At 67.0% G+C, this 13,706-nt stretch carries 11 protein-coding genes; 8 read left to right on the plus strand and 3 right to left on the minus strand.

The genetic code is table 11. The features are described 5' to 3' along the window. The first annotated feature begins 162 nt into the window (after positions 1-162). The 3 genes from RM423_RS12790 to RM423_RS12800 all read left to right on the plus strand — a co-directional run bounded on the left by RM423_RS12790 (position 163) and on the right by RM423_RS12800 (position 6,077). Positions 163-2,613 (plus strand): transglycosylase domain-containing protein, encoded by a 2,451-nt coding sequence (locus RM423_RS12790; RefSeq protein ID WP_311423417.1) that lies wholly within the window; start codon positions 163-165, stop codon positions 2,611-2,613. Positions 2,614-2,639: 26 nt separating this feature from the next. Beyond that, on the plus strand, positions 2,640-4,079 hold the full coding sequence (locus tag RM423_RS12795) for a glycosyltransferase family 87 protein (protein WP_311423418.1): 1,440 nt from the start codon (positions 2,640-2,642) through the stop codon (positions 4,077-4,079). Between the two features lie 228 nt (positions 4,080-4,307). Beyond that, on the plus strand, positions 4,308-6,077 hold the full coding sequence (locus RM423_RS12800) for a proline--tRNA ligase (RefSeq protein ID WP_311423419.1): 1,770 nt from the start codon (positions 4,308-4,310) through the stop codon (positions 6,075-6,077). 38 nt (positions 6,078-6,115) lie between these two features. Here RM423_RS12800 and RM423_RS12805 read toward each other — a convergent pair whose 3' ends face one another. Beyond that, the gene (locus RM423_RS12805) at positions 6,116-6,907 is read right to left on the minus strand and encodes a deoxyribonuclease IV (protein WP_311423420.1); all 792 of its coding nucleotides are present in this window, start codon (positions 6,905-6,907) and stop codon (positions 6,116-6,118) included. Between the two features lie 306 nt (positions 6,908-7,213). On the opposite strand from RM423_RS12805, the gene rpsF reads away from it, so the two are divergent. The 5 genes from rpsF (at position 7,214) to dnaB (ending at position 10,798) form a co-directional block, all read left to right on the plus strand. Continuing rightward, on the plus strand, positions 7,214-7,570 hold the full coding sequence (gene rpsF, locus RM423_RS12810) for a 30S ribosomal protein S6 (RefSeq protein ID WP_396327706.1): 357 nt from the start codon (positions 7,214-7,216) through the stop codon (positions 7,568-7,570). Further along, the gene (locus RM423_RS12815) at positions 7,570-8,064 is read left to right on the plus strand and encodes a single-stranded DNA-binding protein (protein WP_311423421.1); all 495 of its coding nucleotides are present in this window, start codon (positions 7,570-7,572) and stop codon (positions 8,062-8,064) included. The genes rpsF and RM423_RS12815 overlap by 1 nt, the downstream gene beginning before the upstream one ends. 42 nt (positions 8,065-8,106) lie before the next feature. Next, positions 8,107-8,343, plus strand: coding sequence for a 30S ribosomal protein S18 (gene rpsR / locus RM423_RS12820; RefSeq protein WP_311423422.1), 237 nt, complete (start codon positions 8,107-8,109; stop codon positions 8,341-8,343). A 16-nt stretch (positions 8,344-8,359) separates the two neighbouring features. Beyond that, positions 8,360-8,806, plus strand: a complete 447-nt coding sequence (gene rplI / locus RM423_RS12825; RefSeq protein WP_311423423.1) for a 50S ribosomal protein L9 — start codon at positions 8,360-8,362, stop codon at positions 8,804-8,806. Positions 8,807-9,406: 600 nt separating this feature from the next. Further along, on the plus strand, positions 9,407-10,798 hold the full coding sequence (gene dnaB / locus RM423_RS12830) for a replicative DNA helicase (RefSeq protein WP_311423424.1): 1,392 nt from the start codon (positions 9,407-9,409) through the stop codon (positions 10,796-10,798). A 189-nt stretch (positions 10,799-10,987) separates the two neighbouring features. On the opposite strand, the gene RM423_RS12835 is transcribed toward dnaB, so the two are convergent. Both RM423_RS12835 and RM423_RS12840 read right to left on the minus strand, forming a co-directional pair. Then, positions 10,988-12,151 (minus strand): 5-methylcytosine restriction system specificity protein McrC, encoded by a 1,164-nt coding sequence (locus RM423_RS12835; protein WP_311423425.1) that lies wholly within the window; start codon positions 12,149-12,151, stop codon positions 10,988-10,990. Positions 12,152-12,155: 4 nt separating this feature from the next. Beyond that, positions 12,156-13,706, minus strand: a 1,551-nt coding sequence (locus tag RM423_RS12840) for an McrB family protein (RefSeq protein WP_311423426.1), incomplete at its 5' end; no start/stop codon positions are given.

Raw genomic sequence — 13,706 nt, forward strand, 5'->3', positions numbered from 1 at the left:
GCGCCGCGATATATCAGCACGATACATCAGCTCGATGTATCGAGCAGCAACGGCGCGACTTCGCGAGAGTTTCGGGACGGGGCCGTCCATTGACCGCGCGCCTCACAGGTAACACTCCGTATCCTCGGGTAGTTGCGCCCACCCGAATCGAGGAGTCGAGCCTTGCCTGAGCAGCCCCGTCCCGGCCCGCGCGCCGCGCAGTCGCCCGACGGCCGCAACGCCGGTTGGTGGCGTCGGCACCGGCAGGCGAAGAGGCGCCGGCTCGCGAAGATGTCCACCGGAAAGCGCATCCTGCGCCGGATCGGGCTGTTGGCGACCTGGCTGCTCGCCCTGTTCGCGCTGCTGTCCACGGTGCTGGTCATCGGGGTCTACTCGGTGGTCCACGTGCCCAGCCCCGATGAGCTGAAGACCAATCAGACCGCGACTCTGCAATACGCCGACGGGTCCACCATGGCGACGATCGACGGGGGCGAGAACCGGACGAGCGTGCCGCTGTCGAAGGTGCCGGTGTACGTCCGGGACGCGGTTCTCGCGGCGGAGGACCGAGGCTTCTACTCCGAGCCCGGCATCTCGGTCCGGGGCACCCTCCGTGCGGCCGTGAACGACGTCAAGGGGGGCTCGACCCAGGGCGGGTCCACGATCACACAGCAGTATGTGAAGAACGCCTACCTGAACTCCGACCAGACGCTCGGCCGCAAGCTCAAGGAGCTGGCGATCTCGCTGAAGCTGAGCCGCCAGTACTCCAAGGACGACATCCTGGAGAACTACCTCAACACCATCTACTTCGGCCGGAGCGCCTACGGCATCCAGGCCGCGGCCAACGCGTACTTCGGCGTCTCGGTCGACAAGGTGAACAGGTCCCAGGGCGCGCTGCTGGCTGCGGTGATCAAGTCACCCGAGTACTACGACCCCGCGGCGACCCCCGCGGCGGCGAGGGACCGGTGGACCTACGTCGTCGACGGCATGGTGAGTACCGGCAAGCTCACGCCCGAACAGCGCGCCGCCCTGCGGTTCCCGGCGACGATCAAGGTCCGGACCTCGGACTCCGCGCTGGATGGCCCGCTCGGCCTGGTGTGGCGTCAGGTCAAGGCCGAGATGACCGCGGACGGAATCGATCCGGCGAGCATCAACACCCAAGGCCTGAGAATCAAGACCACCATCGACCGCTCCGCCCAGAAGGCCGCGCAGGACGCGATCACGCAGACGTTCGCCGACCGCACCCCGCAGCAGAAGAACATCCGACCGGCACTCGCCGCGATCGATCCCGCCAACGGCGGCGTGCTGGCCTACTACGGCGGCAGCAGCGGTACCGGCTTCGACTACGCCAACGGCTACCGTCCACCGGGCTCGTCGTTCAAGCCCTACACCCTGGCGACGGCGCTCACCCAGAACGTCCAGGGCAAGAAGCCGGCGTACGCGCTGAGCTCCACCTTCGACGGTAGCTACCAGGTGGTGATCAACGGCACGACCATCCAGAACGATCCGGGCGACGAGCAGTACAGCGGCAGAACGACGTTGGCGTTCGCCATGAAGGCGTCGCTGAACACCACCTTCGACGGGCTGGCGAACGTCATCGGGCCGCCCAACGTGGCCGCCACCGCGCATGCCATGGGCATCGCGAAGGAGCGCGTGGACAACGGCAAGCCGACGCTCGTCAACGCGGCCGGCCAGACCACGTTCGGTATCGGCATCGGTGACAGCGACTATGCGGTGCGCCCGCTGGACCAGGCAGTCGGCTTCGCGACCATCGCCGACGGCGGTGTCACCCACCGTCCGCACTTCGTGCGGCAGGTCAGCGACAACACCGGCAAGGTGGTGTACCGGTCGAATGACGCGGGCGACCGCTCGCTGGACCCGAAGGTCGCCAACAACGTCGGGCTGGCGGTCAAGCCGGTGGCCGACTGGTCCGCGCGGGCGCTGGCCGACGGCCGCGAATCCGGGTCCAAGACCGGCACGGCCGGCATCCAGGGTGACCAGAACGGCAACAACAGTGATGCCTGGATGGTCGGTTACACGCCCCAGGTGTCCGCCGCCGTGTGGGTCGGATCGGGCAAGACCCAGCCGATCTTCAACGCCAACGGCAATCCCGAGTACGGCCGGGACCTGCCCGGGAGCACCTGGAAGCTGTTCATGGACAACTACCTGGCCGGCAAGCCCAAGCTACCGCTGCCGTCCGCCCAGCTCATCGGAGAGCCGGCGGCGCCCACTCCGACGTACACGCCGTCGCCGTCGGTGACCCTGAGCAGCGTCCCGCCCAGCACGTCCGCCGCGCCGAGCTCCACGCCGCCGACGACCTCCGCCGCGCCCAGTTCGAGTGCGCCGGTCTCGTCCGCGCCGGTCTCGTCCGCGCCCGTTTCCTCGGCCCCGGCCTCTTCGGCACCGGTCTCGTCCGCGCCCGTTTCCTCGGCCCCGGCCTCTTCGGCACCGGTCTCGTCCGCGCCGGTTCCGTCCGTGCCGCCGAGCAGCTCGGGAGCGGTTTCGACACCCCCGCCGAGTACGCCCAGCTCGCAGCCGGCCCCGCCGTCGTCCAGCGCTCGGCCGGTTCCGACCGGCACCGCCACCACCCGGGCGCCGGCCCGGCCCACCGGTTCGCCTGCGGTCCCAGCCGGCTGACAGGGCCTCGTGCGAGGATCGGCACCGTGAACGAGGCAGAGCTGCGCACCGTGAACCCGGTACCGCTGCCGTCCCGCGACGATCCGACCGTGGGACGGGCCAGCGCCGTTATCGGCGGCCCGATCGGGCGGTTTGCCCAGCTCGGCGGCAGCTGGTGGACCCCGCTGCGGGTATTGCTGGCGATTGCCGCGCTCACCATGATGCTGGGTTACGGCGAGAAACTGCCCTGCGCGGACGGGCAGTGGACCGCCTCCAAGCAGTACACGCACGCCTGCTACTCCGACGTCATCCCGCTCTGGAGTGCCGAGGGCCTGTCCACCGGCGCGGTGCCCTACCGGGACCACCCGGTGGAGTACCCGGTGCTGACCGGTGGGTTCATGTGGGTGACCGCCGAACTCACCCACGGCTGGCACGCCCTGGCCACGGACGGACCGCTGCCGGGCCGGAACGAGGGCATCCTGTTCGGAGTGCTGACCTGCGTACTGCTCGGGGTATGCGGCCTGCTCACCGCCGCTGCGACCGCCGGGGCCGCGGGCCGGCGACGGCAGTGGGACACGGCGATCTTCGCGGCCAGCCCGCTGCTGATATTCCACGCGTTCTCGAACTGGGACCTGCTCGCGATGGCGTTCGCGTCCGCGGCGCTGTGGGCGTGGGCGCGTAACCGACCGGTGGCGGCCGGAGTGCTGATCGGGCTCGGTACGGCGGCGAAGCTGTATCCGGCGCTGCTGCTGATCCCGCTGGCACTGCTGGCCTACCGGACGAAGACCTGGCGCCCGGTGCTGTCCGCCGCGGCCGCCGCCGCGGTGACGTGGCTGGTGGTGAACCTGCCGGTGGCGCTGGCCTGGACGTCGGGGTGGAAGCAGTTCTACACGTTCTCCGAGAGCCGGCCCGCCGAGGCAAGCACCGTCTGGGCGATGCTCAAGCACTTCTATCCGTCCACCTTCGGCTCGGCCGCGGACGCCGGCTGGTCACCTCCCGGCGTGGCGGTCGCCCTGTTCCTGCTCGCGGCACTGGGCGGTGTCGGATGGCTGGCACTGACCGCGAAGACCCGGCCCCGGGTGGCCCAGCTGGCCTTTCTCACGGTGACCGCGTTCCTGCTCACGACGAAGGTCTGGAGCCCGCAGTACTCGCTCTGGCTGGTGCCGCTGCTGGCGCTGGCCCGGCCGCGCTGGCGTTCGGCGCTGATCTGGCAGGCATCGGAGATCGCGGTCTGGATCGCCACGCTGCTCTGGCTGCTCGGCGGCACCGATCCCAACAAGGCGTTGACGTACGAGGGCCTGACCTGCGTGCTGCTGATCCGCGACGGCATCCTGCTGGGGCTGGTCTGGCTGATCGTGCGCGACATCCGGCAGCCGGAGCTGGACATCGTCCGGTCGGTGGACGAGCCCGATCCCGGTGCGGGCCCGTTCGCCGCGTCGCCGGTGGATCGGTTGATCAACGCCGACCGGCCGAAGCTGCGAGCGTGAGCAGCGACGAGGAACACGCCGGCGGCCTGGGCGTCAGTCAGCACCGTGCCGGCCGAGCGGTCCTCAGCTGCGGCTCGCTTCGACTGCCCGGCCCGTTGCCGGCTCGCGCACTTCGTCCGGGCGTCGATCCGGCTTAGGTAACCTTGCCTCACCCGGTTGGGTGCCCGCGCTCTGGTGCCCCTTTGTCCGGAGCCTTTCTCGGATGAGTGTTCTTACCTAGGAGTTCCCGTGCTGTTGCGGATGTCCACGCTGTTCCTGCGCACCCTGCGCGACGATCCGGCAGATGCCGAGGTCCCCAGTCACCGGCTGCTGGTCCGCGCCGGCTACGTCCGCCGGGTCGCGCCGGGCATCTACTCGTGGTTACCGCTGGGCATTGCCGTGCTGCGCAACGTCGAGAACGTCGTCCGCGAAGAGATGGCCTCGATCGGCTCGCAGGAAGTGCACTTTCCGGCCCTGATCCCGCGCGAGATCTTCGAGGTCAGCGGACGCTGGGACGACTACGGGGACTCGCTGTTCCGGCTGGTCGACCGCAAGGGCTCGGACTACCTGCTCGGTCCGACGCACGAGGAACTGTTCACCCTGCTGGTGAAGGGCGAGTACTCCTCGTACAAGGACTACCCGCTCTCGCTGTACCAGATCCAGACCAAGTACCGGGACGAGGCGCGGCCGCGGGCCGGCGTGCTGCGCGGGCGCGAGTTCATCATGAAGGACTCGTATTCCTTCGACCTGACGGACGAGGGGCTGCAGCAGGCCTACCAGAATCACCGGGACGCCTACGAGCGGATCTTCACCCGGCTCGGCTTCGACTACCGCATCGTCTTTGCGGTGTCCGGAGCGATGGGCGGCTCCGCGTCGGAGGAGTTCCTGGCGCCCACGCCGTCGGGCGAGGACACCTTCGTCCAGTGCACCAACTGTGACTACGCCGCCAACACCGAGGCGGTGGACATTGCCAAGCCGCCTGCGCAGGAGCCGTTGGAGCAACCCGCGAGCCTGGTGCTCGACACCCCGGACACGCCGACCATCGCCACGCTGGTCGACCGATTGAACTCCCTGGACTGGGCTTCGCTGGGCGTGCCCGCGCAGCGGTTCGGACCGGCGGACACGTTGAAGAACGTGGTGCTGAAGACCCGCCGGCCCAGTGCGGACAAGTGGGAGCTGCTCGTCGTCGGCGTGCCCGGTGACCGCGAGGTCGACCTCAAGCGCCTGCGCGGCCAGCTCGAGCCGATCGAGGTCGAGCAGGCTGCCGCCGACGACCTGGCGGCGGTTCCCGGACTGGTCAAGGGTTACATCGGACCGCAGGTGATGAGCGAGCTGAAGGTCCGTTACCTGGTCGATCCGCTCGTCGTCGCGGGCAGCGCCTGGGTCACCGGAGCCAACGAGGCCGACAAGCACGCCGCCTTCGTGGTGCGCGGACGGGACTTCACCCCGGACGGTGAGGTCGGCGCGGTCGAGATCCGCGACGGTGACCGGTGCGTCCGGTGTGGCTCGCCGCTGCGGATCGCCCGGGGCATCGAGCTGGGCCACGTCTTCCAGCTCGGCCGCAAGTACGCCGAGACCTTCGGGCTCACCGCGCTCGGGCCGGAGGGAAAGCCGGTCACCATCACCATGGGCTCGTACGGTGTGGGGATCACGCGCGCCGTTGCCGCTCTGGCCGAACAGACCCATGACGAGGTCGGATTGGTGTGGCCGCGGGTGGTCGCGCCTGCGGACGTGCAGGTGGTGCCGACCGGCAAGGACGCCGCCGCGGTCGCCGAGGCCGAGCGAATTGCCGCGGAGCTGGTCGCGTCCGGGGTGCGGGTCCTGCTGGATGACCGGAAGGCGTCTCCCGGAGTGAAGTTCAAGGATGCCGAGCTGCTGGGCGTGCCGACGATCCTGATCGTGGGACGGGGCCTGGAGAACGGTGTCGTCGAACTGCGGGATCGCAAGTCCGGTGAGCGGCGCGAGATTCCGGTTGCCGACGCTGTTACCGAGGTTCAGGCGGCGGTGTCGCTCGGCTAGCACCAGCCGTTTGTTCGCCGGTCGGTTCGCGCGCTGCGCTATCCGGTATTCGCCCGCAGGTAGCTGATGTCCTCGGCCTGGCCGTCGCCCGGCGTCTCGACCACGACGTCCGAGGCGGCTGCCCGCACGACCGCGGCGATGGCGTCCGGCTCGATCAGCCCGGTGCCGAAGTTGGCGTGCCGGTCGGCCCCGGAATCGAACGCATCCCGGCTGTCGTTGGCGTGCACCAGGTCGATACGTCCGGTGATGGCCTTGATCCGGTCGACAATGCCGGTCAGGTCCTCGCCGCCGGCGTGCGCGTGACAGGTGTCGAGGCAGAAGCCGGGCTCGTACTCGCCGATGGCGTCCCACAGCTGGGCGATCCGGTCCAGCCGCCGGGCCATCGCCTTGGTTCCGCCGGCGGTGTTCTCGATCAGGATCGGCAGCGGAAAGCCGCCTGACTCGGCGGCCCGGGAGAACACCTTGCGCCAGTTGTCGACGCCGATCGCGGGATCGTCCTCGGCGGTGACGTGGCCACCGTGCACGATCAGCCCCTTGGCCCCGATAGCGGCCGCCGCGGCCGCGTGCTGGTTGAGCAGTTTGCGGCTCGGAATGCGGATCCGGTTGTTGGTGGTGGCCACGTTCAGCACGTACGGGGCGTGGACGTAGACGGTCAGGTCACTGGCCTTGATCGCGTCGGCGTGCTCGTGCGGTCTCGGCGCCTTCCAGCCCTGGGGATCGGCGAGGAAGAATTGGATGGCACCTGCGCCCACGCGTGCCGCGGCGCTCAGCGGATCAGTGGAATCGACGTGGGCGCCGATGGTGTGCTGCGGGGCGGCGTTGGCGGGCATGCGGCCAGATTACGTCCGCCGACTGACAACTCTGACGTGGGACGAACGGCGGGCTGACGTTCAAACCTGCGGCCTGACCCCGTATCTTCCTGCTTCGGCCCGCCGTGGCTCTACTCGAGCACTGGGTTTCGGCGATTTCACCCTCAGCGCGGTGAGCCGGTACCCTGACACGGTTGTCTGTCTTGCGGGAACGTCTGGTGTACCCGCTTCGCTGCCTCGGCCATCGCCGCGGTGAGCGAGATGGCTTCACCCTCCTGCCACGGAGAGTCCGTGGCCGCAAAGTCCACAGGAGGCTGGGTTAATCCCATGCGCCACTACGAAGTCATGGTCATCCTCGACCCTGAGCTCGACGAGCGGACCATCGCTCCGTCCCTCGACACCTTTCTCTCCGTCATCAAGAAGGACGGCGGCTCCGTCGAAAAGGTCGATGTCTGGGGCAAGCGTCGGCTCTCGTTCGAGATCAACAAGAAGCCTGACGGCATCTACGCCGTCATCGACCTGAGCGCCGAGCCGGCGTCGGTCATCGAGCTCGACCGCCAGCTGAACCTGAACGAGTCGGTGCTGCGGACCAAGGTGATCCGCCCGACCCCGCAGAAGGCGAAGTCCAAGAAGGCCCAAGAAAAAGCTCAGGCCAAAAAGGCTGAAGCCCGAAAGACTGCCTGATGGCCGGCGAAACTGTCATCACGGTCGTCGGCAACCTGACGTCTGACCCGGAGCTGCGGTTCACCCCGTCCGGGGCCGCTGTCGCGTCGTTCACGGTGGCATCCACGCCGCGCACCTTCGACCGCCAGTCGAATGAGTGGAAGGACGGCGACGCGCTGTTCCTGCGCTGCTCGATCTGGCGACAGGCCGCCGAGAACGTTGCCGAGTCACTGCAGCGCGGCATGCGCGTCGTGGTGACCGGACGGCTGAAGCAGCGCTCGTTCGAGACCCGTGAGGGCGAGAAGCGCACCGTCATCGAGCTCGATGTCGATGAGGTCGGCCCGTCGCTGCGTTACGCCACGGCGAAGGTCAACCGCACCCAGCGCGGCTCGTCCGGCGGCGGTATCGGCGGCGAAAGCTCGGGCGGCTCGGCTCCGGCCGAAGACCCGTGGGCGTCGTCAGGCCCCGCCGGCGGCGGCTCGAGCGGCGGATTCTCCGACGAACCGCCTTTCTAAACCAACTTTGTTGATCACTGAATTTCCGATGGAGTTCTGACCATGGCCAAGCCACCGTTACGCAAGCCCAAGAAGAAGTCGAACCCGCTCAAGACCTCGCGCATCGAGGCGATCGACTACAAGGACACGGCCCTGCTGCGCAAGTTCATCTCCGACCGCGGCAAGATCCGCGCTCGTCGGGTGACCGGCGTCAGCACTCAGCAGCAGCGCGAGATCGCCAAGGCAGTCAAGAACGCCCGCGAGATGGCGCTGCTGCCGTACACCTCAACCGCACGCTAAGAAAGGGCAGGACGATATGAAGCTCATCCTGACCCGCGAGGTCTCCGGTCTCGGACTCGCAGGCGACATCGTCGAGGTGGCTGACGGCTACGGCCGTAACTACCTCGTCCCCCGCGGCTCCGCCATCGGCTGGACCAAGGGCGCCGAGAAGCAGATCACCCAGATCAAGCGCGCGCAGGACGCTCGTGAGATCCGCGGCGTGGACCACGCGAAAGAGATCCAGGCACAGCTCGAGCGCCTCGCTGTCACGCTCAACGCGCGCGCCGGTGAGGGTGGCAAGCTGTTCGGCTCCGTCACCCAGTCCGACGTCGTCAACGCGATCAAGTCGGCCGGCGGCCCGCTGGTGGACAAGAAGCGCGTTCACCTGCCGGGGCACATCAAGAGCACCGGCGCGCACACCGTCACGATCGAGCTGCACCCGAACGTGATCGCGTCCGTCCCGGTCACGGTCGCCGCCAAGTAACGTCTCGCGGACTTCTACGGGCCCGACTGCCCCTAGCCGCACCAAGACCCGGTCTCCTCGCCCCCGGCGCCGAGGCCGGGTCTTCGCGTGTCAGATGACGGGTAGACCACCCAAGGCGAGCTGTCCGGAATCCGGTTCACGGTAGGTAGCACCGCGGGTGTGGAGTCGCCAAACCTGTGGATATGTGCTATCACGTCATGCGCGGAGCGTAACGGCCTAAGCACTAATCCGGCTGTACGTCAAACGCAAGCCTCACGTGGTCGGTGATCTCCGGGATTGGGGAAATACTTTTCGTGCACAGGCTTTGCGTCCTGCAAGGCCCGTATTTACTGGCGTCCGAGTAGATACGACTTACTTATTCACAGGGTCGTCCCCAGGTCATGAACATGGTTACGCGGCGTTGCCCACAGGGCAGTCCACAGGTGTGTGCACAGGTCGAATTGCTCTCCGCGCTGTCGTGGTCCTAACGTCAGCGCGGGCTCGTCGCTGCACTCGAACGGCGCATCGAAGCGCCTCGGACAGAAATGTCAGAGCCGCGGGGTAGTAAGAGCGCATGGCGAGCGGGCAAGGCGTGAGAGGCGGGAAACCAGTGGTGGTGGCGTGACGTCAGGTCCAGGTCTACGAGCGGTTGCCGGTGAGACCGATGGCTCCGGACCCAGGTTCGACCGCACCCCGCCGCAGGACATCGAGGCTGAGCAGTCCGTACTGGGCGGCATGCTGCTGTCGAAGGACGCCATCGCCGACGTCATCGAGGTGCTGCGTGGCGGCGACTTCTACCGCCCGGCCCACCAGCTGATCTACGACGCCGTCCTCGACCTGTACGGCCGGGGCGAGCCGGCTGACGCGGTGACCGTCGCGGCCGAGCTGTCGCGGGCAGGCACCATCGCGCGGGTCGGTGGCCACCCGTACCTGCACACCCTCATCTCCGGGGTCCCGACCGCGGCGAACGCCGGGTACTACGCCGAGATCGTGGCCGAGCGGTCGATCCTGCGCCGGCTGGTCGAGGCCGGCACGCGGATCGTGCAGATGGGCTACGGCGCGGCCGGCGGCGAGGGCATGGCCGGCACCGTCGACGACGTGGTCGATCGCGCCCAGGCCGAGATCTACGAGGTCACCGAGCGGCGCACCAGCGAGGACTACGTCCGCATCGAGGATCTGCTCGAGGGCACCCTGGACGAGATGGACAAGATGACCTCCAACGGCGGCGTCGGGGCCGGCATCCGCACCGGGTTCGAGCACTTGGACGAGATCACCCACGGCCTGCACCCGGGACAGATGATCGTGGTGGCGGGCCGTCCAGGGTCGGGCAAGTCGACGTTGGCGATGGACTTCGCCCGGTCGGCGGCGATCAAGCAGCACGCCTCCACGGTGATCTTCTCGCTCGAGATGTCGAAGCAGGACATCATGATGCGGCTGTTCTCGGCGGAGGCCCGGGTGAAGCTCAACGACATCCGATCCGGCCGGATGACCGACGACGACTGGCGCAAGATCGCGCTGCGTTCCTCTGAGCTGGCCGAGGCGCCGCTGTTCATCGATGATTCGCCCAACCTCACCATGATGGAGATCCGCGCGAAGTCACGCCGGCTCAAGCAGCGCCACGACCTGAAGCTGATCGTCATCGACTACATGCAGCTGATGACGTCCGGCAAGCGGGTGGAGTCCCGGCAGCAAGAGGTGTCCGAGTTCTCCCGGGCGATGAAGCTGATCGCCAAGGAGCTCGAAGTTCCCGTGGTGGCGCTTTCTCAGCTGAACCGTGGACCCGAGCAGCGGACGGACAAGAAGCCGATGCTGTCCGACCTTCGCGAGTCCGGCTCCATCGAGCAGGACGCCGACGTGGTGCTGCTCGTGCACCGTGAGGACATGTACGAGCGCGAGTCACCCAGGGCCGGTGAGGCGGACATCATCATCGCCAAGCACCGCAACGGGCCTACCGGCCAGGCGACGGTTGCCTTCCAGGGTCACCTGTCGCGGTTCGTCGACATGCCTTCGTAGGGTTCCCGATGACACCGGACTTTTTCCTTGACGTCGATTCGTGATCCTAGGAAGCGCCAATGGAGTCGATGCGACCCCGCAGTCCCAAGCGAAGACATGCTGTAAGTCAGCCTCGGAATGAAATAAAGACCGCGTAACGGCCAGGGCAACCGAATACTGCGTCGATCGCGACACTGCCGGCGATGAGCGTCATCTGGCGCTGCCCGAGTGCGCAACCTGGTCGACCGCGAGGCGAACTGTGACGATCGTTCGGTCACCGATACCGACTGAAGTCGTCTCGCCGCTGCCCGGGTGTACGAGCGTGGCACTGGGGAGGCGAAGGCGTTCGCAGTAGGTGACCATCTGATAGATGTCGTCCGCCGACGGGGTAGCTGACGCGGCTTTGTACTTGGCGTCGAACAGGACAGACGGCTGCTCGTCGCTGTCCAACACCACCACGTCCGCCGCGGCCGCCGGCGTGCTTCGACCGTTCAGCAGCGGAAACGAATATTGCGGTTTCACGACCGCACCTGGATAGCTCTGCCGAACCCAGGCCAGCACGAAGTCCTGCCAGACATCGGTCATCGCGAAGAGCACCGACGCGCCCGATAGCGTTGCACCGGCTGGCGAAAGCGTGTTTCCGCGGAGAACAAGTGCACACAAGCGAAGTGCGGCGTCGTATCGGGCTTGGCGATGCTCACCGATCATGCGGTCGATCGCGCTCGGACTCATGGGGGGTGTCGAGACGGTGGACAACGCTGCCGCGACGCGGCGCAAACGGACGCGTGCCGCCGGTTGCAGCGGTAGCCGAAGCAGCAGCGAGGTCGCAGCAGCAATAGCTTGGTTCCGCGGGATATCGACGGTCAGCCTATGGGCGACGGTGACGAGCTTGTCGGGCCGAGCGCCGTGCCGGCTCAGGTGGTCGCGGACATCGATCGAACCGGGCAACGGCGGAGATCGGAACCGTCGCTGCTCATACGCCTTTGCCAAACCGCGTGCGATGATGCCCTCCGCCTCGGTTGCGAGGGCGAAGGCGAGGACATCGACGATGCCCCAACCCTCTTGTGACGGCGTCGAAGCATCGTCGAGTCGGGCCGGTAGATGACCCGCGACTCGCAGGACATGCAGAAGGTCATCGGATGGCACGATCAGTCCACTACCGATGTCGAGGACTCGGCCAGATTGGAGCGCGAATCGTCCCACGTACGCTCCGGGCACCACGTCATACGTGGCGTTCTCGTCGGTCGGGAGCAGCGCCTCGATCACCTTGGCGTTGCCGTCCTTATAGCCGCGCTTGACCAAGCCGAGCAACTCACGGCGCTCGCCGGACGTGAGGGTCAGCCGGTGCGACGTCCACCCGATCATCCGCTCCATTGGGCTATGCCTGTTCGACGATGAGTTGCTCGATCTCGATACCGAGTTGGCTAACGCGCTCTGGATTCTCGAACCAAAACTCCTCCAGGTAGGGCCGAATCTCGTACTTCCAGACCCGGCCGAGTTCCTGAGCGCTCGGATCCTCGACCATCCAATAGGAGTGTCCCGGCGCGAAGGCAGACCCGACACCGACTGCTTCCTGGACGTGGTCGAAGAAGCTCAACGCAGGGCCGGCGGCCTCGGCTCCGAATCTTGCAGTGAGATGTAGCTGCAAAACGACGCGGTTGGGTCGCAGCTCGATGGCGTGGAACCGGCGGCGCATCGCGAAGTCCACCAGCGCCAGGCTTCGGTCGGCAGTGTTCATCGTGGCGAGCACGATCAGGTTTTCCGGAATGCTGAATCTGTCCTGGCTGTAGGGCAACTCGACACTTACCTTCTCCCGGTACTCCAACAACAGCATCAGCTCGCCCAGGACCGAGCCCAGGTCCGCGCGATTCAGTTCATCGATGACCAGGACGTATGTGTGATCACGGTCGGCCCAAGCCGCCCTACACAGCTCCCGGAACAGGCCCGGTCGCACCACATAGGAGAGCTGAGCGCCACTCTCCTTCCCCAACTCCGGGCGCAGACCCTCAACAAAGTCCTCGTAGGAGTAAGACGGATGAAATTGCACCGTTCGGACCCGCTCCGCGCTGCCAGCCAGGTGATCGGCGAGGAGGCCCGCGACATGGGTCTTTCCGGTGCCGGGCGGTCCGTAGAAGACTGCCTGCCGCTTTGGTCCGCGTAGCAGGCTCACCCACTCCTCGACCTCCTCGACCGGCAGCGAGCAGGCGGCAGCCAGAGCCTCGACGGATACATCCGCCACGACGGCTGTCTCAGCAGGGGGCCGTGGTGACGACGGCGGCGGTAGTGGAGGACGCGCGAGGATCGCGTCGACCTCCTGTGGGGCAAGCCCGTACTTCTCACGGAAGCGCCGGACCTGTTCGCAGAACTGCAGATACGATTCCTGGCCGCCACTCTTTGACGGACTGATGTCACCAGTCAACTGCCGCAAGCCGTTGATCGTGGCCGTGATCCACACGGCGTAGCGATCCGGGTCACGCAGATACATGAGCACCGACGGCAGCGAGGAGCCTGCGCCAGGAAACAACGTCCTGTTGCGCAGCGTCTCGTCGAGCGCCCGGAGTGCGGCCTCATCATCGCCAGTCCAGAGCAACTCGACCCGCTGGTTGAACGTCTCCAAGTCTTCGGTGACTTTCGCAAGAGAGGCACCCACAAATGCCGGCGCGAAGCGGTCGTGCCGGACCACGGTTGCCTTCTTGTGCTCATTCAGCAACTCACCAAACCGGATAGCCTGCTCGCGCGACATCCGCCCCGCTGCCTCATTCAAAAGTGCACGGGCCTCTGCTTCGGGTGCGATCCGCCCGGGGGACTGTGCAGTAAACGGTGTTTCTGGCCCGACGCGCCGGTTGTGATGCCGGCGGGAGAGGTGCCGTGATGACGGCGACACTGGATGATGTGGCGAAGAAGAAGGCAGCGGAGCAGTCGGCTGAGC

It is taken from the genome of Jatrophihabitans lederbergiae, assembly GCF_031845305.1.
Taxonomy (GTDB): Bacteria; Actinomycetota; Actinomycetes; order Mycobacteriales; family Jatrophihabitantaceae; genus Jatrophihabitans_A; species Jatrophihabitans_A lederbergiae.

Coding starts and splice junctions, on each gene's coding strand:
- RM423_RS12805 (WP_311423420.1), bottom strand. CDS start 6,907: ATGCCCGCCAACGCCGCCCCGCAGCACACCATCGGCGCCCACGTCGAT.
- rpsF (WP_396327706.1), top strand. CDS start 7,214: ATGCGCCACTACGAAGTCATGGTCATCCTCGACCCTGAGCTCGACGAG.
- RM423_RS12815 (WP_311423421.1), top strand. CDS start 7,570: ATGGCCGGCGAAACTGTCATCACGGTCGTCGGCAACCTGACGTCTGAC.
- rpsR (WP_311423422.1), top strand. CDS start 8,107: ATGGCCAAGCCACCGTTACGCAAGCCCAAGAAGAAGTCGAACCCGCTC.
- rplI (WP_311423423.1), top strand. CDS start 8,360: ATGAAGCTCATCCTGACCCGCGAGGTCTCCGGTCTCGGACTCGCAGGC.
- RM423_RS12835 (WP_311423425.1), bottom strand. CDS start 12,151: ATGGAGCGGATGATCGGGTGGACGTCGCACCGGCTGACCCTCACGTCC.